At 45.8% G+C, this 23,818-nt stretch carries 21 protein-coding genes; 19 read left to right on the plus strand and 2 right to left on the minus strand.

Translation table 11 applies throughout. The features are described from left to right. Positions 1–20: 20 nt before the first annotated feature. The 9 genes from OCU35_RS02915 (at position 21) to OCU35_RS02955 (ending at position 9,339) form a co-directional block, all read left to right on the plus strand. Positions 21–1,136 carry a bifunctional tRNA (adenosine(37)-C2)-methyltransferase TrmG/ribosomal RNA large subunit methyltransferase RlmN gene (locus tag OCU35_RS02915; protein WP_017028343.1) on the plus strand — a complete coding sequence of 372 codons (1,116 nt, stop codon included), beginning with the start codon at positions 21–23 and terminating at the stop codon, positions 1,134–1,136. A gap of 62 nt (positions 1,137–1,198) precedes the next feature. After that, entirely contained in the window at positions 1,199–1,873 is a 675-nt protein-coding gene (gene pilW / locus OCU35_RS02920) for a type IV pilus biogenesis/stability protein PilW (protein ID WP_065598565.1), read from the plus strand. A 48-nt stretch (positions 1,874–1,921) separates the two neighbouring features. Beyond that, positions 1,922–2,854, plus strand: coding sequence for a RodZ domain-containing protein (locus OCU35_RS02925; RefSeq protein ID WP_261825617.1), 933 nt, complete (start codon positions 1,922–1,924; stop codon positions 2,852–2,854). A gap of 2 nt (positions 2,855–2,856) precedes the next feature. Next, a complete protein-coding gene (ispG, locus tag OCU35_RS02930) occupies positions 2,857–3,978 on the plus strand; it encodes a flavodoxin-dependent (E)-4-hydroxy-3-methylbut-2-enyl-diphosphate synthase (RefSeq protein ID WP_065598566.1) in 1,122 nt (373 codons plus the stop codon). 40 nt (positions 3,979–4,018) lie between these two features. Beyond that, positions 4,019–5,287, plus strand: coding sequence for a histidine--tRNA ligase (gene hisS / locus OCU35_RS02935; RefSeq protein ID WP_017028339.1), 1,269 nt, complete (start codon positions 4,019–4,021; stop codon positions 5,285–5,287). Positions 5,288–5,298: 11 nt separating this feature from the next. Further along, on the plus strand, positions 5,299–5,913 hold the full coding sequence (locus OCU35_RS02940) for a YfgM family protein (protein ID WP_017028338.1): 615 nt from the start codon (positions 5,299–5,301) through the stop codon (positions 5,911–5,913). A gap of 11 nt (positions 5,914–5,924) precedes the next feature. Continuing rightward, positions 5,925–7,085 carry an outer membrane protein assembly factor BamB gene (gene bamB, locus OCU35_RS02945; protein ID WP_017028337.1) on the plus strand — a complete coding sequence of 387 codons (1,161 nt, stop codon included), beginning with the start codon at positions 5,925–5,927 and terminating at the stop codon, positions 7,083–7,085. 161 nt (positions 7,086–7,246) lie between these two features. Continuing rightward, positions 7,247–8,734, plus strand: coding sequence for a ribosome biogenesis GTPase Der (der, locus tag OCU35_RS02950; RefSeq protein WP_017028336.1), 1,488 nt, complete (start codon positions 7,247–7,249; stop codon positions 8,732–8,734). A gap of 377 nt (positions 8,735–9,111) precedes the next feature. Then, entirely contained in the window at positions 9,112–9,339 is a 228-nt protein-coding gene (locus OCU35_RS02955) for a zinc ribbon domain-containing protein (protein ID WP_017032730.1), read from the plus strand. On the opposite strand, the gene xseA is transcribed toward OCU35_RS02955, so the two are convergent. Then, the gene (gene xseA / locus OCU35_RS02960) at positions 9,336–10,871 is read right to left on the minus strand and encodes an exodeoxyribonuclease VII large subunit (protein ID WP_390625326.1); all 1,536 of its coding nucleotides are present in this window, start codon (positions 10,869–10,871) and stop codon (positions 9,336–9,338) included. The two genes, OCU35_RS02955 and xseA, sit on opposite strands and share 4 nt — an antisense overlap. A 21-nt stretch (positions 10,872–10,892) precedes the next feature. On the opposite strand from xseA, the gene guaB reads away from it, so the two are divergent. The 8 genes from guaB (at position 10,893) to focA (ending at position 20,971) form a co-directional block, all read left to right on the plus strand. Next, positions 10,893–12,356: an IMP dehydrogenase gene (guaB, locus tag OCU35_RS02965; RefSeq protein WP_017028333.1), complete on the plus strand. Its 1,464-nt coding sequence runs from the start codon at positions 10,893–10,895 to the stop codon at positions 12,354–12,356. A 196-nt stretch (positions 12,357–12,552) separates the two neighbouring features. Then, positions 12,553–14,130 carry a glutamine-hydrolyzing GMP synthase gene (gene guaA, locus OCU35_RS02970; RefSeq protein ID WP_261825618.1) on the plus strand — a complete coding sequence of 526 codons (1,578 nt, stop codon included), beginning with the start codon at positions 12,553–12,555 and terminating at the stop codon, positions 14,128–14,130. A gap of 145 nt (positions 14,131–14,275) precedes the next feature. Next, positions 14,276–14,797, plus strand: coding sequence for a DUF2058 domain-containing protein (locus OCU35_RS02975; RefSeq protein ID WP_017028331.1), 522 nt, complete (start codon positions 14,276–14,278; stop codon positions 14,795–14,797). A gap of 309 nt (positions 14,798–15,106) precedes the next feature. Further along, entirely contained in the window at positions 15,107–16,252 is a 1,146-nt protein-coding gene (locus OCU35_RS02980) for an ABC transporter substrate-binding protein (protein ID WP_102329939.1), read from the plus strand. A 6-nt stretch (positions 16,253–16,258) separates the two neighbouring features. Further along, positions 16,259–17,968 carry an ABC transporter permease gene (locus tag OCU35_RS02985; RefSeq protein ID WP_065598567.1) on the plus strand — a complete coding sequence of 570 codons (1,710 nt, stop codon included), beginning with the start codon at positions 16,259–16,261 and terminating at the stop codon, positions 17,966–17,968. Further along, positions 17,934–18,581 carry an ATP-binding cassette domain-containing protein gene (locus OCU35_RS02990; protein ID WP_017028328.1) on the plus strand — a complete coding sequence of 216 codons (648 nt, stop codon included), beginning with the start codon at positions 17,934–17,936 and terminating at the stop codon, positions 18,579–18,581. The genes OCU35_RS02985 and OCU35_RS02990 overlap by 35 nt, the downstream gene beginning before the upstream one ends. Continuing rightward, positions 18,574–19,179 (plus strand): CDP-alcohol phosphatidyltransferase family protein, encoded by a 606-nt coding sequence (locus OCU35_RS02995; protein WP_017028327.1) that lies wholly within the window; start codon positions 18,574–18,576, stop codon positions 19,177–19,179. Before OCU35_RS02990 ends, OCU35_RS02995 begins: the two co-directional genes overlap by 8 nt. Positions 19,180–19,495: 316 nt before the next feature. Beyond that, the gene (focA, locus tag OCU35_RS03000) at positions 19,496–20,971 is read left to right on the plus strand and encodes a formate transporter FocA (RefSeq protein ID WP_261825619.1); all 1,476 of its coding nucleotides are present in this window, start codon (positions 19,496–19,498) and stop codon (positions 20,969–20,971) included. Positions 20,972–21,047: 76 nt separating this feature from the next. On the opposite strand, the gene OCU35_RS03005 is transcribed toward focA, so the two are convergent. After that, positions 21,048–21,965: a LysR family transcriptional regulator gene (locus tag OCU35_RS03005; protein ID WP_017032724.1), complete on the minus strand. Its 918-nt coding sequence runs from the start codon at positions 21,963–21,965 to the stop codon at positions 21,048–21,050. A gap of 236 nt (positions 21,966–22,201) precedes the next feature. Here OCU35_RS03005 and OCU35_RS03010 point away from each other — a divergent pair, with 236 nt between their 5' ends. Together OCU35_RS03010 and arsB are read left to right on the plus strand one after the other, a co-directional pair. Then, positions 22,202–22,537, plus strand: a complete 336-nt coding sequence (locus OCU35_RS03010; protein WP_017028324.1) for an ArsR/SmtB family transcription factor — start codon at positions 22,202–22,204, stop codon at positions 22,535–22,537. A gap of 85 nt (positions 22,538–22,622) precedes the next feature. Further along, positions 22,623–23,684 carry an ACR3 family arsenite efflux transporter gene (gene arsB, locus OCU35_RS03015; protein ID WP_017028323.1) on the plus strand — a complete coding sequence of 354 codons (1,062 nt, stop codon included), beginning with the start codon at positions 22,623–22,625 and terminating at the stop codon, positions 23,682–23,684. Positions 23,685–23,818 lie beyond the last annotated feature (134 nt).

Raw genomic sequence — 23,818 nt, forward strand, 5'->3', positions numbered from 1 at the left:
GTTCGTCTTTGAGAGGCACCATGACTAAAGCAAAAGTAAATCTGCTTGATTTTGATCGCCAAGGCCTACGTCAGTACTTTGCTGATGAGCTGGGTGAAAAAGCATTCCGCGCAGATCAGATTATGAAGTGGATATACCACTTTGGTTGTGATGACTTTGAAAAAATGACCAACCTAAACAAGAAGCTACGCGAAAAATTGCAGCGTCTTACTGAGATTCGTTCACCTTACGTTTCAGAAGCTCAGCACTCTAGCGATGGCACCATTAAATGGGCAATGCGAGTGGGTGATCAAGACGTTGAAACTGTCTATATTCCCGATGGTGACAGAGCGACATTGTGTGTGTCTTCACAAGTAGGCTGTGCGCTTGCATGTACATTCTGTTCAACGGCGCAGCAAGGCTTCAACCGTAATCTTCGTGTCTCTGAGATTGTCGGTCAGATTTGGCGTGCAGCTCGTGAGATCGGTCTAGAAAAAGAAACAGGTCGCCGTCCAATTACTAACGTAGTAATGATGGGTATGGGCGAGCCTCTGCTTAACATGAAGAACCTAATGCCGTCTCTAAACATCATGCTTGATGATTTAGGTTTTGGCTTGTCTAAGCGTAGAGTCACGGTATCCACTTCTGGTGTGGTATCTGGCCTTGACCAAATGACGGGCAACATTGACGTGGCACTGGCGATTTCATTGCATGCACCGACAGATGAATTGCGTAGTCAGATCATGCCGATCAATGATCGTTGGGACATTCAAGATTTCTTAGAGTCTGTTCGTCGTTATATCGCATCTTCAAATGCAAACCGCGGTAAGGTGACGGTAGAGTATGTTCTTCTTGATCATGTTAATGATGATATGGACCATGCGAGACAGCTCGCAGAATTGCTTAAAGACACCCCAGCGAAGATCAATTTAATACCCTTTAATCCGTATCCTGGTTCACCTTATAAGAAACCGAGTAATTCGCGTATCGACCGTTTCCAAAAAACGTTGATGCAATACGACTACACGGTAACGGTGCGCAAGACTCGTGGTGACGATATTGATGCCGCTTGTGGTCAATTGGTTGGTGACGTTATCGACCGAACTAAGCGTACTCAGAAGAACACTGGGGAAGCCATTCCAGTTAAATCGCTTTAACGGATAGTAAACTCGTTGACTAATTTGACTAAGGTTCCCCGGTTTAACTATCGGGGAACCTTATGTTTAAAGGATTGGTCACACTTTTTTTACTCTGTCTATTAGTCGGTTGTGTTACAGTTGATAGTGAGGCTGGAAACGCGCAATTCAATCCTTTCAAAGCAGCGGATGCCAGAATAGAGCTCGGTATAAACTACCTAGCGCTTGGGCATAATGTCAGAGCAAAGCAAAATCTTGAACTGGCACACCGTTATGCGCCTAATTATGTACGCGCTTCCTCCGCAATAGCCTATTATTACCAGCAGGTAGCAGAGCCTGAACTTGCTGATATTTGGTATAAAAAAGCATTGGCAGAATCACCAACAAGCGGTGACGTGTTGAATGACTATGGTGTGTTCTTATGTCGACGACAAGAATATACCTTGGCTCAAAGACAGTTTGAGCGAGCCATTCAACAGTCCGATTACGACTATGTCTCCGCAAGTTATGAAAATGCCGGCCTGTGCGCCACAATGCAAGGTAATCTGCGACTAGCTGAGACCTATTTTCTTAAGTCTTTAGAGCATGAGCCATCTCGCTTCCGAAGCAGTATTGAACTGGTCAAGTTATCTGTTCACTTCGGCGCCTTTAGCGAAGCTCAGCAACGATTACAACATATTCACACGAGGTTTGGTCCTAGGGTAGAGACGCAACAGTTACAAGATGAGTTAGACCATAAATCATCGGTAACGCAATAGTGGCGAATCCCCATCCAAGCTTCCTTAAAGATTGAAGTACTATAAAGAATGAGCAAAGAATCAAACACTACAGATACACAACACCTTGACCCTAAAGAGGGCCATGCAACATCACCTATGGTGGGTGACATCCTAAGAGCAAAACGTGAGTCTTTGGGTATTAGTCAAAAAGAGATCGCCGATCGTCTGCGTCTTAGAGTCGCTATCATACAAAGTATTGATAGCAATGACTTCCAATTAGGCCAAGTACACACCTTTACTCGAGGGTACATTCGCTCTTACGCTCGCGCTGTGGGTGCGGATGAGAAAGTGCTGCTGGAACTGTTTGATAGCTCAGAGTTTGCCAAGCCTACCGAAGATAAAATGCAAAGCTTCTCTCAGCAAACCAAGAAAACCAAACACGATAACAACATCATGAAACTGACTTGGGGTATCTTCGCTATCATAGTGGGGATTTCAGCAGTTTGGTGGTGGCAGAGTGAGCAAAACTCAGACACTGTAGTGAGCGAGCCGATTGAGGTGAATGAGTCAGTGGTCGACGAAAACTACGACCCTGCATTAGACGCTCAATTGCTTGCAGAGCCACAGTCTCCAAATAGAGAAGAGCTTGCTGTAGCCGATAACGAAGCTGCGTTAGATGACGCAGAATTAGGCTTAGAGCCTGCACCGGTTGCTGAAGGTGAAGAGACAACTGCAGTAGATGCACCAAAACCGGTGCAACTACCAGAAATCGATGAGACTCCCATCCCAACGATTGCAATGAACTTCAAAGCGGACTGCTGGATTCAGGTTCAAGATGTGAACGGTAAAACCTTGTGGACTGGCGTAAAAAATGCGGGTCAACAACTTGAGTTAGAAGGACAAGGTCCATTCAAATTTGTTCTTGGTGCGCCTGAGGCGGTTTCACTCTCAATTTCGGGTGAACCTGTCGACCTTTCTAGGTATACTGCGGGCAAAGTAGCACGTTTCACTGCAGAGTAACTATGCATCACGAATCTCCAATTAAGCGTCGTTCTTCGACTCGCATCTATGTAGGCGACGTACCTGTTGGCGACGGCGCACCTATTGCCGTTCAGTCAATGACGAACACCCGCACTACAGATGTAGAAGCCACGGTCGCACAAATTCGCTCCCTTGAAAAAGTAGGCGCTGACTTGGTACGCGTTTCTGTACCAACGATGGATGCGGCTGAAGCATTCAAAGCGATTAAACAGCAAGTCAATGTTCCTTTGATTGCTGATATTCATTTCGATTACCGTATTGCGCTAAAAGTCGCAGAGTACGGCGTTGATTGTCTGCGCATTAACCCTGGTAATATTGGTAACGAAAGCCGTATTCGCTCTGTGGTGGATTGTGCTCGTGATATGAATATTCCAATTCGTATTGGCGTCAATGGCGGCTCTCTTGAAAAAGAGATCCAAGAAAAGTATGGCGAACCAACGGCTGCAGCCTTGGTAGAATCGGCTATGCGTCATGTGGATATTCTAGATCGTCTCAACTTTGATCAATTCAAGGTAAGTGTTAAAGCGTCAGACGTATTTTTGGCGGTGGACTCTTATCGACTACTAGCAAAACAGATCGATCAACCCTTGCACCTAGGCATCACTGAAGCCGGTGGCGCTAGAGCAGGATCAGTGAAGTCGGCGGTAGGTCTAGGCATGTTATTGTCTGAAGGCATCGGTGATACGCTACGTGTTTCTTTGGCTGCTGATCCCGTTGAAGAGGTGAAGGTAGGGTTTGATATCCTGAAATCACTGCGCATTCGTTCTCGAGGCATCAACTTTATTGCTTGTCCAACCTGCTCACGTCAAGAGTTTGATGTCATCAATACAGTCAATGAGCTCGAGCAGCGTCTAGAAGACATTATTACGCCGATGGATGTGTCTATCATTGGTTGTGTGGTAAATGGTCCTGGTGAGGCTGAAGTCTCACACTTGGGTCTTGCTGGTGGCAATAGAAAGAGTGCTTACTACCTAGATGGTAAACGCCAAAAAGAGCGCTTCGATAATGACAAGGTCATTGAGCAGCTAGAGGCAAAGATTCGCGCAAAAGCGAGTCAACTTGACCCAGCAAACCGCATCGACGTTAACGATATTCAAGAATAAATGCTCAGGGCGTAGCCCTGACAATACACGGTATTTAATTGTGGCAAAAACAATCCAAGCAATCCGAGGCATGAATGACTGCCTACCCACTCAATCTCCTTTGTGGCAGAAACTTGAGTCAACCGTTCAGCGTGTAGTCAGTGCATACGGCTACAACGAAGTGCGTATGCCAATCGTTGAGATGACCAATCTGTTTAGTCGCGCTATCGGTGAAGTCACCGACGTGGTTGAAAAAGAAATGTATACCTTTGAAGACCGCAATGGCGATAGCCTAACTCTTCGTCCAGAAGGTACTGCTGGTTGTGTACGTGCAGGAATTGAAAATGGTCTGCTGTACAACCAAGAGCAGCGCTTATGGTACATGGGCCCAATGTTCCGTCATGAGCGTCCCCAGAAAGGTCGCTACCGTCAATTCCATCAGTGTGGCGTTGAGGTATTTGGTATTGAAGGCCCTGATGTTGATGCAGAGCTAATCATGATGACCGCACGTTTGTGGCGTGAATTAGGTATCGATAAGCATGTTCGCCTAGAGCTGAACTCCATCGGATCACTGGAAGCGCGTGCAAACTACCGCACTGCACTTGTGGCTTACCTTGAGCAACACATCGACATTTTGGATGACGATTGTAAGCGTCGTATGCACACCAATCCATTGCGTGTACTCGACACTAAAAACCCTGATGTTCAGGCGATCTTAGGTGATGCTCCACGTCTTTCGGACTACCTAGATGCAGAGTCAAAAGAACACTTTGCGGGTTTGTGTGAACTTCTTGATGCCGCTGGAATCGAATATCAAGTTAATGAACGTCTAGTTCGTGGCTTGGACTACTACAACCGCACGGTATTCGAGTGGATTACTGAGAGCCTAGGCTCACAAGGTACCGTTTGTGGCGGTGGTCGCTACGATGGTCTCGTTGAACAGCTAGGTGGCAAACCAACCAAAGCAGTAGGCTTCGCTATGGGTCTAGAGCGTCTGGTACTTATGCTAGAAACACTAGAACTTAACGAGGTTCGTCGCTCTGTAGATGCTTATGTTGTCACTGCAGGCGAAGGTACGTTGATGGCGGGAATGAAGCTGGCAGAAAATCTGCGTGAGCAAATGCCTGAGCTTCGTGTCATGAACCACTTTGGTGGTGGCAATTTCAAGAAACAATTTAAGCGTGCTGACAAAGTCGGTGCAGCTGTAGCCCTAGTTCTGGGTGAAAATGAAGTATCAGAAGACAACGTTGTGGTTAAGGATCTTATCGGCGGCGAGCAAATCACTATCGCGCAAGCAGATCTTGTGAACAAACTAAAAGAATTAATTTAAGAGGATCGGTCGTGGAATTGTACGATAGCGAAGAACAACAAGTTGAAGCCATCAAGGATTGGTGGAAAGAGAACGGTAAAGCAGTCATCTTGGGTGCTGTGATTGGTCTTGGTGGCCTATTTGGCTGGCGTTACTACCAAGATTCAGTAGTCGAGGGGCAAGAAGCGGCATCAGATGCTTATGGTAAATCCATTCAAGCGTTGCAAGCTCAAGGTCTTGATGCGACTGAGCAAGTGCAAACCTTTATCAATGATAACGCGGATCGCGAGTATGCAGTACTTGCTGCGTTGCAGTTATCACAATCTCAAGTTGCTGCTGCGGAATATAAAGAAGCATTAGCACAACTAGAGTGGGCGAAAGCCAATACCAAAGATGATGCGATTGTACCTGTTATTACACTACGTGTGGCACGTGTTAAAGCTGAAACTGGCGATATTGACGGCGCAATTGCAGACCTTTCTGCAATGCAAGTTGCAGGTTGGGAAGGTCGCGTTGCTGAACTAAAAGGCGATCTACTGCTTCGCAATGGCGATAGCGAAGGCGCTTTAACGGCTTACTCTGAAGCACAACAAGCGGCAGATGCGAGCCAAACTATCCAGTTCAAACTTGATGACCTAGCGAAATAGGACTGCATTGCATGCTAACTAACAAGTGGCTTCGTCGAACACTCATAGCAGTTGCTGCAACTGCTATTGTCGGCTGTGCCAGTGAAGAAGACACTATTATCATGGCCCCAGTGCCTGTAGTAGAGAGTCAATTTACACCGGACGTTGTATGGTCAACTTCTGTAGGTGATGGTGTAGGGCAGTACTTCTCAAAGCTCACTCCGACTTACGCCTACAATAAAGTGTTTGTTGCCAGCCGTGATGGCAAGGTAATGGCATTGGATCCTGAGTCTGGCGATAAAATATGGACTGCGGATCTTGAGAAAGAGGTACCCGCTCGTCTATCTGGTGGAATTAAGGCTTCATACGGACAACTGTTCATCGGTACTGAAAATGGCGAGATGATCTCGCTAGATGCTGAAACCGGTGAAGAGAAGTGGCGTGTGGAGGTGGACGGTGAGGTGCTATCTGTACCTGAAACTGATGCCAACCTAGTGCTTGTACACACTACTCGCGGTGCTCTTGTAGCCCTAGAGGAAGAAACAGGTAATGAAATGTGGACAGTGAGCACCGAAGTGCCAAACTTAACACTACGTGGAACCAGTGCTCCTGTTGCCGTTTCTGGTGGTGTTTTCTGGGGTACCGCTAACGGTCGTCTCGCTGCCGCTATCGTAGAGCGTGGCCAGATGATTTGGCAGCAGCCGGTAGGAACGCCAAAAGGCGCGACAGAGATTGATCGCCTAGTTGATTCTGATGCCAAGCCACTGATTGTCGGCGGTATGTTGTACACCATTGGTATCAATGGACAACTGGTTGCCATCGATCTTCGCTCTGGTTCTCCTGCATGGAAGCGTAATTACTCTTCTGCGCAAGATATGACGACAGACGGTCGTAATATCTACTTGGTAACAGACAAAGACTATATAGTGGCTGTTGATGCACGAAGTGGTACTGAGCTTTGGCAAAACCGTGAGCTTGAATATCGCTTGCTTACCGCACCTAGCATCATAGATCGTAAGATCGTATTGGGTGATAGCGAAGGTTACCTATATTGGTTAGATCGCAATACCGGTGAATTTATCTCCCAGCAGTTAGAGCATGATAGTGGCTTTGCTGTCGCTCCTATTGAGGTTGAAGACGGCTTTGTTATCACAACGCGTAATGGCGACGTCAAGATGCTGAAGATCAATTAGATCTCCCGACGTTTAAATAACGTGATATAATTCACAATTGGCTCTTGACTGGAAACAGTTAAGAGCCGTTTTGTTATTAATTTTGGTGTAGTTATAGGTAAGCAGGGATTAACCGCTTTTCTTACCTATAACTACATAACGCTTTTTATTTTGAGGTCATTATGGTTCCAGTTGTTGCGCTTGTTGGGCGTCCTAACGTAGGAAAATCCACACTATTCAACCGCCTAACTCGTACTCGCGATGCACTAGTTGCAGACTTTCCAGGTCTAACACGCGATAGAAAATACGGTCGAGCAAAGCTTGGTGAGCATGAATTTATCGTTATCGATACCGGCGGTATCGATGGTACGGAAGAGGGTGTGGAAACCAAAATGGCCGAGCAGTCGCTAGCAGCGATTGATGAAGCTGATGTTGTACTGTTTATGGTTGATGGCCGTGCGGGTTTAACGCCTTCTGATGAAGCTATCTCTCAACACCTACGTCGTATTGAGAAGCCAGCAATGCTGGTAGTAAACAAGGTCGATGGTATTGATGGCGATGCAGCAAGTGCGGATTTCTGGAAACTTGGCGTTGAAAACATGTACCAGATTGCTGCTGCACACGGTCGTGGTGTAAGCGCACTGATTGACCGTGCTCTAAACCCATTTGCTGAAGCACTGCAGAAGGAACAAGCTGAGCTTGAAGACCTTACTGACTTCGTAGATGAAGAAGAAGAGAAGCTAGAGTACACAGAAGAAGAAGCGGAAGAAGAATTTAAGCGCCTACAAGATCAGCCAATTAAACTGGCGATCATTGGTCGTCCTAACGTAGGTAAATCTACGCTGACCAACCGTATCTTGGGCGAAGAACGCGTCGTCGTTTATGATATGCCAGGAACGACTCGTGACTCTATCTATATTCCAATGCAGCGTGATGAGCGTGAATATGTATTGATTGATACTGCAGGTGTTCGTCGTCGTAGACGTATCAATGAAACCGTTGAGAAATTCTCAGTGGTTAAGACGCTAAAAGCGGTAGAAGATGCCAACGTTGTACTATTAGTGATTGATGCTCGTGAGAACATCTCAGATCAAGATCTAAGCCTATTAGGCTTTGCGCTCAATGCTGGTCGCTCTATTGTTATTGCGGTTAACAAGTGGGACGGACTGGATACTGACGTTAAAGAACACGTTAAGAAAGAACTGGATCGTCGCTTAGGCTTTGTTGACTTTGCTCGTATTCACTTCATCTCTGCGTTACATGGCACTGGCGTGGGTAACCTATTTGAATCAGTACAAGAAGCCTATAAGTCGGCGACGACTCGTGTAGGTACATCTGTTCTTACCCGTATCATGAAGATGGCAACGGATGATCACCAACCACCTATGGTGCGTGGTCGCCGCGTTAAGCTTAAGTACGCGCACGCAGGGGGTTATAACCCACCAATCGTGGTTATTCACGGTAACCAGGTTAATGATCTACCAGCTTCTTACAAGCGCTACCTAATGAACTACTACCGTCGTTCGTTGGAGATTATGGGTACGCCAATTCGTATCCAGTTCCAAAGCAGTGAAAACCCGTTTGAGGGTAAGACTAGCAAGATGACTATCTCACAAGAGCGTAAGAAGAAACGTCTTTCTGAGATGCTTCGAGGCCGTAGCAAGAAGTAACCTGCCAAGCATTGAATAGAACCGCTTCAGTCACTGAAGCGGTTTTTTTATACCCGTAACCTGGCTGTTTTTGGATTTCTCTGTTCAGATGATCTTTTTATTATTCTCTAATATTTGGCTTTGAGCTTATGTGTGTGGTGATATATCCTGCTTTAAATCCATAAACAGCATATGTAACTTATGCTTTCGGTGTGTGGTTATATAAATGTTCTTTTTTAGGTAGATCGCTGATCACGACCAATAAAGTAGAAGATCAAACAAAGATCACATAAACGCTGTAAGAAGATGCTTTTGATAAAACAGGCTCATAATAGAAACATCTCCCTATCTCATGATACATTAGCATCAGTTAATGTTTGAGAGTTGAGAGGTTCTCTATGTCACAGAATATCTGCCCTGAGTGTAGTAAAGAATTGGATTGGGATGGACAGTATTATTGCGCTGATTGCCAGTCACACTATAAGAAGCTGGCCTTTTGTCCTGATTGTGATGCTGAGTTGGAAAAGCTACAAGCCTGTGGTGCGGAAAGTTATTTTTGTAATGCAAGCTGCAATGAGCTCAAGAGCAAGTCTCGAGCTCGGTTTGAGTTTAAGAAAGTCGATTAATCTTCAGAAGGCTTGACGTATTGTACGCTAGAGGAAACCTCACCGTCGGCAAAGCGTGTCACTAAGGTGTCACCTGCTTTCAATTGCTGAGATTGAGTGACCACCTTACCTTGCTTAGTTGAAATCGAATAACCTCGGCGCATAGTCGCTAGTGGGCTAACCGCATCTAGCTTTTCGGTAAGTAACTCGAACTGATGCCTTTCTTGTCGCACTTGAGTTTCGATGGCCTTGTTTAGCCTTTGCTGTAAATGGCTGAGAGTTTGTTGCTTTTTCGCTATCTTATTTGCCGGAGCATGCATCTCTAGTTGCATCTGCAAGCGAGCAAGGCGTTGCTTAGCTGTTCTTATTTGATCAAGCATGGCTCGCTTTAACTGAGCTTCTTTTTCATCTAACTGCTGGCTTTGCTTTTGCAGTTGATGCTTTGGATGAAGCTTCTCAAGCCGATGTTGCTGGATCAAGACTTGCTGCTGCTGTTGGCTAATATAGCGATTCATGGCATTCATCAGCTGTTTTTGCTTCGCTAGAATGCCTTGCAGTTTGAAGCTTTGATCTCGGCTTACTAATTCGGCTGCAGCGGATGGCGTGGCGGCACGCAGGTCAGCCACGAAATCGGCAATAGTGACATCCACTTCATGCCCTACGGCACTAATAATAGGGATCTGGCTAGAAGCAATGGTTCGAGCCACGATTTCATTATTGAAACACCAAAGATCTTCCAGTGAACCGCCACCGCGTCCAACAATCAATACATCACATTCGTTACGCTCGTTGGCGAGTCCAATCGCTTGAGCAATGCTAATCGCTGCTGCATCACCTTGCACCATAGTCGGGTAGATGATGACAGGAAGGCTAGGGTCGCGTCGCTTAAGTACTTGCAGAATGTCATGTAGGGCAGCGCCCGTTGCAGAGGTAATTACACCAACGTGCTTTGGGTGCTCAGGTATGGTGAGCTTATTTGATTGGGCAAACAACCCTTCGGCGGCCAGTTGCATCTTTAATTGTTCGAACTGCTGCTGTAGTCGTCCATCGCCTTCAGGCTGCATTGATTCAATGATCAACTGATAATCGCCACGAGGTTCGTACAGAGAAAGCCTTGCTTTCACCAGCACTTGCTTACCGTTTTCAGGACGGAAGGTCACTCGGCGATTATTGCCTCTGAACATTGCGCATTTGACTTGAGCACGTGAATCTTTGAGTGTCAGGTACCAGTGGCCGGAGACAGGAGCTGAGAAATTTGAGACTTCGCCAATTAACCAAACGACGCCCATTTCATTCTCAAGGAGTAAGCGGACTTCGGCATTAAGGCGTGAAACAGTAAAGATGTTGCTAGATTGCGGGGAAGGCAAAATGGCGCTCGTCAGACGTGAGTATGGAGGATAGCGCCAATATAATACACAGCAAGGGGTAAAGCGCAAATTTAATTCCAAAAAATGTATAGCCAAACGATTGCGCTCTGCGTATAATCCGTCCGCAATATCAATCCAACTCAGTTTACAAAACCTTGTAAATCGTTGGGTCCTTACTTTAAACATCTATGTTGTGAGATATTGCAAATGTTACGTATTGCCAAAGAAGCGCTGACCTTCGACGACGTCCTACTGGTTCCAGCACACTCCACCGTTCTCCCAAATACAGCGGATCTTCGCACCCGCTTGACGAAGAATATCGACCTTAATATCCCAATGATTTCTGCATCTATGGATACAGTTACAGAAGCTCGCTTGGCTATCGCATTAGCTCAAGAAGGCGGTATTGGTTTTATTCACAAGAACATGTCTATCGAGCAGCAAGCTGAGATGGTTCGTCAGGTTAAGATCTACGAAGCTGGTATCGTTTCTGATCCTGTGACGGTTCGTCCTGAGCAAACCATCGAAGAAGTGCTCAAGCTAACTGAAAAGCATGGCTTTGCCGGATTCCCTGTTGTTGCTGATAATCAAGAGTTAGTGGGTATCATCACTGGCCGTGATATTCGTTTTGTTACTGATATGAGCAAAATTGTTTCAGCAGTAATGACGCCAAAAGAAAACCTAGCCGCTGTTAAAGAAGGTGCATCTCCTGAAGAAGTTCAAGAGAAGATGCATGAAGCTCGCGTTGAAAAAGTTCTTGTTGTAAATAACGACTTCAAACTGCGCGGCATGATCACAGCAAAAGATTTCCATAAAGCTGAGCGCAAACCTAATGCATGTAAAGACGAACGTGGTCGTCTCCGTGTTGGTGCTGCAGTTGGCGCAGGCGCTGGCAACGAAGAGCGCGTTGCCGCTCTTGTTGAAGCGGGCGTTGATGTTCTACTTATTGACTCTTCACACGGTCACTCTGAAGGCGTACTAAGCCGCATCCGTGAAACTCGCGCAGCACACCCAGATCTAGAGATCATTGGTGGTAACGTTGCTACGGGTGCTGGTGCTCGCGCTCTTATCGAAGCTGGCGTAAGCGCAGTGAAAGTAGGTATCGGCCCTGGTTCTATCTGTACCACTCGTATCGTTACTGGTGTAGGCGTTCCTCAAGTTACGGCTATAGCAGATGCAGCAGAAGTGGCAGGTGAATTCGACATCCCTGTTATCGCTGACGGCGGCATTCGTTTCTCTGGTGATATCTGTAAAGCTATCGTAGCTGGCGCATCATGTGTGATGGTTGGTTCTATGTTTGCGGGTACTGAAGAAGCTCCGGGTGAGGTTATTCTATACCAAGGTCGTTCTTACAAGTCGTACCGCGGTATGGGTTCTCTTGGCGCTATGTCGCAAGGTTCATCTGACCGTTACTTCCAAACTGATAATGCTGCAGACAAGCTTGTTCCTGAAGGCATCGAAGGTCGTATCGCGTATAAAGGTCGCCTAAAAGAGATCGTTCATCAGCAAATGGGCGGTCTACGCTCGAGCATGGGCCTAACAGGTTCTGCAACGATTGAAGACATGCGTACTAAAGCTGAGTTTGTTCGTATTTCTGGTGCTGGTCTAAATGAATCTCACGTTCACGACGTTCAGATCACCAAGGAAGCTCCAAACTACCGCTTAGGTTAATTTTTGCGTCGTTGATTGAGATTTTAGCTGCGTCGAAAGTGCTCATTTACTTTTGTAAACTGCGCGCTTTCTCCTTGCTAAAAACTCACTCAACTTAGCTAAAATCACCTAATCCCTCGATATCGTAGGGTAATAATTTATTTAAAGTTTTGGAGGCCATTTGCCTCCATCCATCTAATACTATTGAGATTTCTAAATGACTAAGAATATCCATGACCAGCGTATTTTGATCCTTGATTTTGGTTCTCAGTACACTCAACTTGTTGCGCGTCGCGTTCGTGAAATTGGTGTTTACTGTGAGCTTTGGAGTTGGGATGTAGAAGAATCGGATATCCGTGAATTCAACCCAGACGGCATCATTCTTTCTGGTGGCCCAGAGAGTGTGACAGAAGAAAATTCTCCGCGTGCTCCACAATACGTTTTTGACTCAGGTGTTCCAGTTCTAGGTGTGTGTTACGGCATGCAGACTATGGCTGAACAGTTGGGTGGTAAAGTTGCTGGTTCTGATGAGCGTGAATTTGGTTACGCTCAAGTAGAAGTGGTAGAAGAGTCAACTCTATTTAATAACATCGAAGATGCAATCGCTGAAGATGGCAATGCCCTTCTAGATGTATGGATGAGTCACGGTGACAAGGTTGTCGAAATCCCATCTGACTTCACTAAGATCGCTGTAACAGATACTTGTCCGTTCGCGGCTATGGCGAACGAAGAGAAGAAATACTACGGTGTTCAATTCCACCCAGAAGTAACGCACACTCGCCAAGGCGCACGTATGCTAGAAAACTTCGTTATCAACATCTGTGGTTGTGAAAAACTTTGGACGTCTCAGTCTATCATTGACGACGCTATTGCTCGTATTAAAGAGCAGGTGGGTGATGACGAAGTGATCCTTGGCCTATCTGGTGGTGTTGATTCATCGGTTGTGGCTATGCTGGTTCACCGCGCAATTGGCGACAAGCTAACGTGTGTATTCGTAGATAACGGCCTGTTGCGTCTCAATGAAGGCGAGCAAGTGATGGATATGTTTGGTGACCATTTCGGACTAAACATTATCAAGGTAGAAGCAGAAGAGCGCTTCCTGAGTGCACTTGAGGGCAAGTCTGATCCAGAAGAGAAGCGTAAGACCATTGGTCACGTTTTTGTTGATGTATTCGATGAAGAGTCTAAGAAACTTGAGAATGCAAGATGGCTTGCGCAAGGCACTATCTACCCTGATGTTATCGAATCTGCGGCTTCTAAAACCGGTAAAGCACACGTCATCAAATCTCACCACAATGTGGGGGGTCTTCCTGATGACATGGAAATGGGCTTGGTTGAGCCATTGCGTGAACTCTTTAAAGATGAAGTACGTAAGATAGGCCTAGAGCTTGGTCTTCCATACAACATGCTTTATCGTCACCCATTCCCAGGACCTGGCCTAGGTGTTCGTGTTCTTGGTGAAGTGAAGAAAGAGTACTGTGACTTGTTACGCCGTGCTGACGCTATCTTTATTGAAGAGCTACACAACGCAGACCTTTACCACAAGGTATCTCAAGCATTTACGGTATTCTTGCCAGTTCGCTCTGTAGGCGTAATGGGCGATGGTCGTAAATACGACTGGGTTGTTTCTCTGCGTGCAGTAGAAACAATTGACTTCATGACTGCGCATTGGGCACACCTGCCATACGACTTCCTAGGTAAGGTTTCAAACCGTATTATCAACGAAATCGATGGTATTTCTCGCGTAGTTTACGATATCTCAGGTAAGCCGCCTGCAACTATCGAGTGGGAATAATTCCTCGCTAGCATGAATTAGAGTTACTTGAGCCCGCAAGCCTAGCTAGCGGGCTTTTTTTATGTGACCCAAAAATTAGGAAAAATGGCCCGAGGCATGCGAAAATAGTCCTAATCAGAATAATCGATAGATAGAAGAATTACAGATGGCAAAACTGACCCTTCAAGAGCAAATGCTGAAAGCTGGCTTGGTAAACGAAAAGAAGCTAAAGAAAGCAAAGAAAGGCGCTAAGAAATCTCGCGTGCAAGCACGCGAAGCAAAAGCAGCCGCAGAAGAAAACCGAGCCGCGCAGCAAGAACGTGATAAACAAATCAACCAAGAGCGTGAACAGCAGCGATTGGCTAAAGAGCTTAAAGCGCAAGTAAAACAACTTATCGAGATGAACCGTATCGACACCTCCAAGGGCGAGATCAAATACAACTTTACCGATGGTACATTGGTGAAGTCTGTTTATGTTGACGAACTTTCTCGTACTCAGCTTATCAAAGGTATCTTGAGTATTGCTCGCGATGGCGAGAGCTATGCGGTTATTCCTACCATTGTGGCAGAGAAGATTGCGACTCGAGTACCAGAGGCGATTGTTGAAACTCAGAAACCTGAAGAAGAAACGCCTGATGAAGATGACCCTTATAAGGACTTCGTCGTGCCAGATGACCTTATGTGGTAATGGGTAACCTTGATCCGTCCTGATAAGGTTTGGTAGGGCAGCACTTGCTGCCCTTTTTTATGCCTGTCTGAAAAATAAGCGCTCAAATTTGTCTTTAGAGAAACCATGAAAGAAACTCGGTCGATGTCAGGTCTTTGTGGGGGATAAATGTTACTTTAACGTTTAGATTCACAGCCTTTGTTATAGGATGCAACAATTGTTTACGTTTAGCGGCGCTGGCGTATTACTATTAAGCCCTAGGCATAAAACTAGGTGTTACATGGAATCACTCGTTTAAGGCATCAGCCACGGAAAATAACGGACAATATTATGAAGAAAATACTCACGGCAGTCCTAACGCTTTGTACCGCGTTTGGGGTGGGTGCGAAAGAACTTGATTGGAAAGAAGTGGAAAAAAAGGCTGAGGGACAAACCGTCTATTTTCATGCTTGGGGCGGCAGTCAAGAAATCAACCGCTATATCCAATGGGCGAATAAGCAGTTGCAGCAGCAATATGATGTCACCCTGCAGCACGTTAAGGTCACTGATATCGCAGAAAGTACCCCTCGTCTGATTGCAGAAAAAGCCGTTGGTAAAAGTGAGGGTGGAAGCATCGATCTGGTGTGGATCAATGGCGAAAACTTCAAATCTATGAAAGAGAACCAGCTGTTGTTTGGCCCTTTCACCGAATCGCTACCTAATTGGCAATATGTTGATAAAACCTTGCCCGTAGCGGTGGATTTTTCGGAGCCAACAGAAGGGTTGGAAGCGCCGTGGGGAGTAGGGCAGTTGGTCTTTATTTACGATGAAGAGTTGCTTGCAACGCCTCCTGCTTCATTTGCCGAAATGCTCCGCTACGCTAAACAAAATCCAAATCGCTTGAGCTATCCTAAGCCACCCGAGTTTCATGGCACTAGCTTCCTAAAAGCGCTGCTTATAGAGCTTTCAAATAATGACCCTGCACTGTCTAAACCTGCAACGGAAGAAGATTTTGCTCGACTCAGTTCATTGCTTTGGGCTTATCTCGACGAGTTTCATAGTGTGGCCTGGAGAAGCGGTAAGCAGTTCCCTGCCGGCACTGCTGAGATGATTCGCTTACTTGATGACGGGCAACTGGATCTTGCGGTGACGTTTAATCCCAACGCAGTTTATTCCGCGCAAGCGGCTGGAAATCTTGAATACAGTACTAAGCCCTATGCGATGAATGCCGGTGCTCTATCAAATATTCATTTCCTAGCTATTCCTTGGAATGCCACAGCGAAAGAGGGAGCGCTCGTCGCTATCAACTTTTTACTTAGCCCTGAAGCACAATCTCACAAAGGCGACTTAGCCGTGTGGGGAGACCCTTCTGTTCTTGAACATAAATACCTGAAGGGAAGCGCGCAAGCCTCTGAGCAGTTTGAAGCCATCGATGAGCCTCATCCAAGCTGGCAAGTCTTGATTGAGAAAGAATGGCTTAAGCGTTACGGGCAATAACGGTATATGCTTCGTCTTCTCTACGCACTGGTTGTAGTCTTGTGCGTATTGCCAACCGTTCCGGGAGTGCTAGGTGTTGTTTCGTCTTCACTTAGCTACATTCCCCCACTGGGGATGGACTCACTCTCTTTCACTGGCTTTAAGCAAGTATTTGCTTGGAATGGTGTTTGGCAATCTATCGGCTTAACCCTATTCTCTGCCATTGTCAGTAGTTACCTAGCCTGCGTATTGGCCTTTGCCATTTTGCAACGTTGTTGGAACACCCGCTGGTGGCAGAAGATAGAGCTTTCCCTATCACCTCTGCTTTCTATTCCTCATGTGGCGTTTGCCATTGGCTTTGCCTTTTTGTTCGACCCCACAGGCTTAGGTGTTCGCCTTATTCATGCTCTGTTTGGCTACGATCTTAATCAGTCCACAGGACATGAGCTTGCCTTGCTCATTCATGATCCCTACGCGCTGGGATTAATCATCATGCTAGCCATTAAGGAAGTGCCTTTTTTGCTATTGATGAGTATTCCCATCCTCAAACAATTGAACATTGATAAGACAGAGAAGATCACGGCCTCCATGGGCTACAGCCGTGCACATGCTTGGTGGAAGTCTTTGTTTGTACAATGGTTGGTAAAACTGCGCTTTCCTATGCTGGCGGTATTGGCTTATAGCTTATCGGTGGTGGACGTGGCATTGATTGTGGGGCCAACCAATCCGCCGACCTTTGCCGTACTGGTCTGGCAGTGGTTTAACGACCCTGATCTTACGTTACTGCCAAGAGCATCGGCTGGGGCTATTGTGCTATTTATCATAGCGACGTTGATCATTGCCTTTGCTCGAACAGTTGAATGGTTAGTGACTAAGGGCTTTCGAGGTTGGCAAATCTCTGGGCGACGTGGCGTCATGCTTCCGGGGAGAGGGCTATTTAGTGGAATGATTCTACTTACCGGCGCCATGCTTCCCCTGATGCTAGTGTGGAGCTTTGCCCAGCGCTGGCGCTTTCCTGATATTGCTCCTAGCCGCTATTCTGCTCGATTTTGGGAGTATGAATGGTCAGGTATAGTCAGCACCATTGAGCAAAGTCTAAGCCTGGCGCTGGTCTCTGGAACGGTTGCGGTTGTTCTAGCGTTAATAGCTCACGAATACCGCATTCGACATCGCTGGCAGGTTCCGGGTTATGTCATCGCTATTCCTATGTTAATCCCGCAACTCTCTATCTTGTTTGGATTGCAGATAACCACCTTGTTTATCGGTGGAAATGCCCATTGGTTGTGGGTGTGCTGGGCGCATATGTTTTTTGCGTTCCCGTTTGTCTACCTTTCTCTTGATGGCCCGTGGCGCAGTTACAATGAAGCGATGACTCGCGTCGCACTGAGCCTAGGAAAAACGCCATTATCGGTGTTTCTAAAGGTGAAATTACCTCAGGTGTTTCCTGCTATCTTGTTTGCTTGGGCAATTGGCATCAGTGTCAGTCTATCTCAATACTTACCCACCCTAATCTTAGGGGCAGGGCGTATCTCAACACTGACGACTGAAGCGGTGGCTTTATCCAGTGGCTTTGACCGCCGAGTAACGGCCATCTATGCCTTGTGGCAAGCGCTGTTACCATTAATCTTTTTCTTTATCGCGATATTGGGCAGTCGAATGCAAGTTCGATATCGTCGTAGCAAATTCAAGGGGTTGCAGTCGAATGAGTCTGTGTCTAAAAAATCTCACAGTTCGTAAACTGGATGGCAGTGTGTTGTTTGATAGTTTGAATATGACTATCGATTCTGGTGAAGTCGTGTCTTTGATGGGACCTAGCGGATGTGGAAAGTCGACCTTATTGGATGTTATCGCAGGCCATCTATCAGAAGAGTTTTCTTATCAGGGAGAGGTGGTGCTCAACGAACGCCCGTTGGACTCAGTGCCTGCACATCAGCGCAAGGTAGGGATACTGTTTCAAGACGATTTGTTGTTTCCACACCTTAATATCTGGGAGAACTTAGCCTTTGCGCTCCCTAACACAGTAAAAGGCGAGCACAGAAAACAACAGGCGATTGAGGCGCTTGAGCAAATATCCTTGAGTCAACTGGCCTATTCCTACCCTGAGCAGATATCAGGAGGACAGAGGGCGAGGGTGAGCCTAACCAGAATGCTATTGGCGCAACCTGAGGTAGCGTTATTGGATGAACCCTTCAGTAAACTTGATAAGCAACTGCGCTCACAGTTTCGTGACTGGGTATTCGAGCAGTTAAAGGTCGCCAATGTCCCTGCGCTTATGGTGACTCATGATGAACAAGACATCCCTGATAATAGTCGCGTGTTAAATTGGCCTTGGGAGACGAGCCATGCTTGATAGTTTTAGCATCAAGGTTATCCGCTGGCCCTTAGCGCAAGGGGCGAGAGTTTTAGACAGCCTGGGTATCACTGCCAATCAAACGACCCTATTCGGTTTTATTATCGGTTGTTTTGCTTTGCCGTTATTGGTATTTGAGCAATATACAACAGCACTCTTATTGATACTGCTAAACAGGATTTGTGATGGCTTAGATGGCGCACTTGCCAGAAGGCAGGGGATCACTGATGCCGGTGGCTTTTTGGATATTAGTCTCGACTTTTTATTCTACTCCATGGTGCCGTTTGCCTTTGTACTCGCCAACCCAGAAGCGAACGCCATCGCAGGTGCATTCTTGATCTTCTCATTCATCGGCACGGGAAGTAGCTTTCTGGCGTTTGCTGTAATGGCAGGAAAGCGAGGCATAGATAACCCTGTGTATAAGCATAAGTCTTTGTACTATATGAGTGGCTTAACCGAAGGCACTGAGACCATAAGCTGTTTTATCCTGATGTGCCTATTGCCCAACTACTTTGCAGAGCTTGCATATATATTTGGCGCCATGTGCTGGTTCACTACCGCAACCCGCATCTACTCTGGCTTCCATACGTTAAAATAGTTCCTAGTTCCTAGTTCCTAGTTCCTAGTTCCTAGTTCCTAGTTCCTAGTTCCTAGTTCCTAGTTCCTAGTTCCTAGTTCCTAGTTCCTAGGAACCCCACTTCCCCTTATACCCATATTCAATCTCTTGCTCATAATTGCCGTGAGCAAGAGGTTGATCTGCACCTTATTGCAATTATCAATATTCCTCACTATCAGCTTCAAAACAACTAGATATTTTTTCTTCCTCACTTCTCTTAATCTGAATGGGCTTTCAACGGAAAGCAGTTAATAACAACGGATGACTACTGAGGTCATTCTCAGATAAGGAGGAAATCATGCCGTTAAAACGCCCACGCCCTGAATTGGTAGATAGCAGCTCGTCAAAGGCGAAGCCAAGTCTCACCATGCAAGCGGCAGACTATGGGCACCAGAAAGTATTGAAACCTTTTAAACAGTCATTTGTATTGGCGATGTTTGCTGGTGCTTTTATAGCTCTAGCCTTTGTCTTCTATATCACTGTGACTACAGGCTCATACGAAAACGGTTGGGGTGTGACCCGCTTTATTGGTGGTCTCGCTTTTAGCCTTGGCTTAATGCTGGTGGTTGTATGTGGAGGGGAACTGTTTACGAGTACCGTGCTTAGCTCGGTTGCTTGGGCTCAAAAACGAGTCACTACTAAGCAGTTACTTGGATGTTGGGCTCGTGTGTATGCAGGTAACTTTGCTGGAGCCATGCTGACCCTTGCTTTCATTATGATGGCAAAGATGCACATTCTTGACCATGGCAATTGGGGGCTAAACGCCTTGAGTATCTCTGCGCATAAGCTAGAGCACTCATGGTGGCAGGCATTCTCTCTAGGTGTTATGTGTAACCTATTGGTTTGTCTAGGTATTTGGATGAGTTTTAGCAGTAAAGAAAGTGCAAGTAAGGCTTTTTTAGTACTGCTACCAGTGGCGATGTTTGTTAGCTCAGGCTTCGAACACAGCATTGCAAACATGTTTATGGTGCCTCTAGGTATCGCCATTAAGGCGAGCGCCGATGCTCATATGCTAAGTGCAGCAGCAGAAGCTGGTATTCATCTAGAACTACTCAATATTAAACAATTTATCACTGCGAACCTTATTCCAGTGACCCTTGGAAACATTTTTGGCGGCGCGGTATTGGTGGGGCTTGCTTATTGGAGCATTGAACCAAAGCAGAGCGCATCACCATCAATCTACCCAATCAAAAATTCAGATATTCAATTTTCATCATTAAATTCATTGGAGCATGCCATGTTAGAACAAATGAAACGTTTACGAGTTGCAGACCTAGCCTCAGACAACCAAATCACTTTCTCAGAAGATTTGAACTGTCATTCAGCACTTAAGCTATTGATTGATAACAATCAAGCAGGCGCTGCAGTATTAAGCGAAGATCATCAAGTTCAAGGCTTTATCTCTCAGCAGGATCTTCTTCGAGCAATGTGGGGTCAGGACTTTGACGTGAATGCGGTCATGGTAGTAAAAGACTTCATGCAGACTCCAGTATGCACTCTTACTCCAGAGCAAAGCATTCTGACAGCGCTTGAGCCAATGATTGTTGACCAAGACACTCTATACCCAGTCAATCAAGGCGGTTTCTTCATAGGTGGTGAGGCATTGTCATTCAGCGAACGCCTAGCGAAAGCGGCAAGCAAAATGCCAAGTGCTTACCCTGTGGTATTTAATGGTCAGTATGTAGGTCTTTTGAATCGCGATGCGATTGCACAGTGGGTGGCTAACTTTAATCAGCCACAGCAGCAAAAAGAGAAGGACCTGTCTGTCGCTTAATGCTAAGCGACAGCAAATAGGGCAGGTGTAGCCCTTTTTAAAAAAGCACAACTAAGTTTTTGGGTCACGCAGGGAGTTAATCCTTGCGTGGCTTGAAAGATCTTCCTCTGGTCAATCTTCTCGCCTCAGACAGTAAACATTCTCTAAGTGGTGATTCGCCACTGTCATTACGCCAAATAAACGATATCTCACGCTGCATGTTAAGTTGTGGTGTTGGTAGTACTACCAATTGATTGCTTTCAAGCTCAGGCAATATATCTAGATAAGGTACGCAACCCAAGTAGCTACCGTTAGCAACCAGTGATTTAATCACTCGAATACTCTCGTACTCTTTCCACACCTTAATATTGTCGATAAGGCCATGAACAGCGCCATCGAAGATGCGGCGAGTACCGGCACCAGGCTCTCGTAATACCCATTTCGCTTGTTCTAACTGAGCAAGAGTCACTTGTTTATATTGAGCAAACGGATGATTAGGTGAGGCAATCACTACTAAATCGTCGTCAAGCCAATGTTCTTGTTGTAGACGGCTATCCGTGTTTCTTCCTTCGATAATACCTAAGTCACAGTCATAGTTGAGCAGTGCATCGATCACGTTTTCTGTATTTTCGACCATCAAATCAATGCGCATTTCAGGGAAGTCGTTATCAATTTTGCTGATAAGAGCAGGAACTAAGTGTTTTGCTGCAGTTTGACTAGTGCAAAGAGTTAAATTACCACTAATAAGGTGCTGCTCATGAAGGCCAAACTCAATCTGTCTCGCGTCTTGAAGTAAGCGCTTGGCTCTTGGTCTTAGCCAATGCCCCCAATGACTTAGCACTAATCTATTGCCCTGGCGGTTGAACAGTGGGCGGTCTAAGACAGACTCTAGTTGAGACAGAGACATACTGACCGCTGATTGGGTCATAGAGAGCTTCTTGGCGGCAGCACTGACACTTTCATGGCTTGCAACGGCGTCGAATACAGCGATTTGCTTTAGAGAAAACTTGAACATGCAACCCTCAGAAATGAAAAATAAGTATCAGTTTTTTTGATACTTTGATTTTGCTCCTTAAAATGACTTAGTTCAATAAGTATTCACTGCGGAAATATTAATAAATGTAAACGTTTGCTTATCTTTTCATCTAATAGCGACGATTTCTCTTTCAAAATGCATCGAAAATATTCAGTTGCAGAATGTAATCCGGAACGGTATATTAATCGTCATTCTACGATTGTCGAAATATAATTATGACCAGTTGCCAGACTCAAGAGTGCATCGCACCTGTTATCTCAGACGAGGATGCAAAGCGAGAACAAGAACTCGCGACTTTAGCAAAGGCCATTGCTCATCCTGCTCGAGTCCGAATCCTAAAGGTATTGTTCGAGCTCGAAACAAAGGGCGGCTGCCTGAATGGGGATTTAGTTGGGCAATTAGGTTTAGCTCAATCTACAGTATCAGAGCATCTGCGAATTCTGCGTCAGGCGGGGTTGGTTCGAAGTGAGCCTAAGCCACCTAAGGTTTGCTATCGAATAGAGACGCAAGCCATGCATAGAGTGAAAGAACTTTTTGATAGTTTGTTTTAGTGAAATGAAGCAGCTAATGATTCAGTAGACACTATTTTTTAATTATAATAATCGTCATTCGACGATAAACGAAAGAGATACACAGATGACAACAGCAGCAGCGAGCGCCTCACCAAAGATGAGCTTTCTCGATAGATACCTAACCCTATGGATATTCTTGGCCATGGCGGTTGGGGTTGGTATTGGCGCCGTATATCCAGAGGTGGCTGATCTTAATGAAGCGATGTCAGTGGGCAGCACCAACATCCCCTTGGCTATCGGTCTGATCTTAATGATGTATCCGCCTTTAGCTAAGGTAGACTACAGCCTGCTTGGAAAAGTAGCGCAAGATAAGCAAGCGATTAAGCTTTCTTTGGTCATGAACTGGATTGTCGGTCCGATCTTGATGTTTGTACTGGCTTTGACATTCTTGGGTGATCACCCTGGCTACATGGTCGGTATTATTCTTATCGGTTTAGCCCGTTGTATTGCAATGGTTCTAGTGTGGAATGATATTGGCGGCGGTAACAAAGAATACGGAGCGGCGTTGGTCGCCCTAAACAGTGCCTTCCAAATCGTGACTTATAGCTTCATGGCTTGGTTATTTATTACCGTGTTACCACCAATATTTGGTTATACGGGAATGGTCGTGGATATCTCTATGGCTGATATTGCACAGAGCGTATTCATCTATCTTGGTATTCCATTCTTAGCGGGTTTTCTAGGCCGTAAACTGTTGGTTTCAGCAAAGGGAGAGCAGTGGTACAACGAGGTTTATATCCCTCGCATCTCGCCGATAACGCTAATCGCTCTGTTGGCTACGATAGTGCTGATGTTTAGCCTTAAAGGTGAAATGATTCTAGAGCTCCCAATGGACGTAGTGCGCGTTGCTATACCTTTGGCTATCTACTTTGTATTGATGTTCTTTGTAAGCTTCTTTGTCGGTAAACGATTGGGGATTCCGTATGATAAGAATGCCTCTATTGCCTACACAGCTACAGGCAATAACTTTGAATTGGCGATTGCGGTTTCAATTGCAGTATTTGGTATTAACTCAGATCAGGCGTTTGCTGGTGTGATTGGGCCTCTGATTGAAGTGCCGGTATTGATCGCTTTGGTTAATGTGGCATTGAGAATGAAGGCCAAGTACAAAGTAAAAACTGCATAATTGTGTAAAGATTAAGCCAGTCACTGACTGGCTTTTAAGTACACATTCTTCCATTTTTAATCATTTAATACTCCATTTTCGATCTGATACTGGCAAAAATACACTTTCGTCTGCTCACACCAGTCCCACAAACG

Origin of the sequence: Vibrio breoganii (assembly GCF_024346795.1) — a bacterium.
Taxonomy (GTDB): domain Bacteria; phylum Pseudomonadota; class Gammaproteobacteria; order Enterobacterales; family Vibrionaceae; genus Vibrio; species Vibrio breoganii.

What these genes read in the sequence shown, in the direction of transcription:
- OCU35_RS02915 (WP_017028343.1), top strand. Translation starts at nt 21, where the DNA reads ATGACTAAAGCAAAAGTAAATCTGCTTGATTTTGATCGCCAAGGCCTA.
- pilW (WP_065598565.1), top strand. Translation starts at nt 1,199, where the DNA reads ATGTTTAAAGGATTGGTCACACTTTTTTTACTCTGTCTATTAGTCGGT.
- OCU35_RS02925 (WP_261825617.1), top strand. Translation starts at nt 1,922, where the DNA reads ATGAGCAAAGAATCAAACACTACAGATACACAACACCTTGACCCTAAA.
- ispG (WP_065598566.1), top strand. Translation starts at nt 2,857, where the DNA reads ATGCATCACGAATCTCCAATTAAGCGTCGTTCTTCGACTCGCATCTAT.
- bamB (WP_017028337.1), top strand. Translation starts at nt 5,925, where the DNA reads ATGCTAACTAACAAGTGGCTTCGTCGAACACTCATAGCAGTTGCTGCA.
- der (WP_017028336.1), top strand. Translation starts at nt 7,247, where the DNA reads ATGGTTCCAGTTGTTGCGCTTGTTGGGCGTCCTAACGTAGGAAAATCC.
- OCU35_RS02955 (WP_017032730.1), top strand. Translation starts at nt 9,112, where the DNA reads ATGTCACAGAATATCTGCCCTGAGTGTAGTAAAGAATTGGATTGGGAT.
- xseA (WP_390625326.1), bottom strand. Translation starts at nt 10,871, where the DNA reads ATGTTTAAAGTAAGGACCCAACGATTTACAAGGTTTTGTAAACTGAGT.
- guaB (WP_017028333.1), top strand. Translation starts at nt 10,893, where the DNA reads ATGTTACGTATTGCCAAAGAAGCGCTGACCTTCGACGACGTCCTACTG.
- guaA (WP_261825618.1), top strand. Translation starts at nt 12,553, where the DNA reads ATGACTAAGAATATCCATGACCAGCGTATTTTGATCCTTGATTTTGGT.
- OCU35_RS02975 (WP_017028331.1), top strand. Translation starts at nt 14,276, where the DNA reads ATGGCAAAACTGACCCTTCAAGAGCAAATGCTGAAAGCTGGCTTGGTA.
- OCU35_RS02980 (WP_102329939.1), top strand. Translation starts at nt 15,107, where the DNA reads ATGAAGAAAATACTCACGGCAGTCCTAACGCTTTGTACCGCGTTTGGG.
- OCU35_RS02985 (WP_065598567.1), top strand. Translation starts at nt 16,259, where the DNA reads ATGCTTCGTCTTCTCTACGCACTGGTTGTAGTCTTGTGCGTATTGCCA.
- OCU35_RS02990 (WP_017028328.1), top strand. Translation starts at nt 17,934, where the DNA reads ATGAGTCTGTGTCTAAAAAATCTCACAGTTCGTAAACTGGATGGCAGT.
- OCU35_RS02995 (WP_017028327.1), top strand. Translation starts at nt 18,574, where the DNA reads ATGCTTGATAGTTTTAGCATCAAGGTTATCCGCTGGCCCTTAGCGCAA.
- focA (WP_261825619.1), top strand. Translation starts at nt 19,496, where the DNA reads ATGCCGTTAAAACGCCCACGCCCTGAATTGGTAGATAGCAGCTCGTCA.
- OCU35_RS03005 (WP_017032724.1), bottom strand. Translation starts at nt 21,965, where the DNA reads ATGTTCAAGTTTTCTCTAAAGCAAATCGCTGTATTCGACGCCGTTGCA.
- OCU35_RS03010 (WP_017028324.1), top strand. Translation starts at nt 22,202, where the DNA reads ATGACCAGTTGCCAGACTCAAGAGTGCATCGCACCTGTTATCTCAGAC.
- arsB (WP_017028323.1), top strand. Translation starts at nt 22,623, where the DNA reads ATGACAACAGCAGCAGCGAGCGCCTCACCAAAGATGAGCTTTCTCGAT.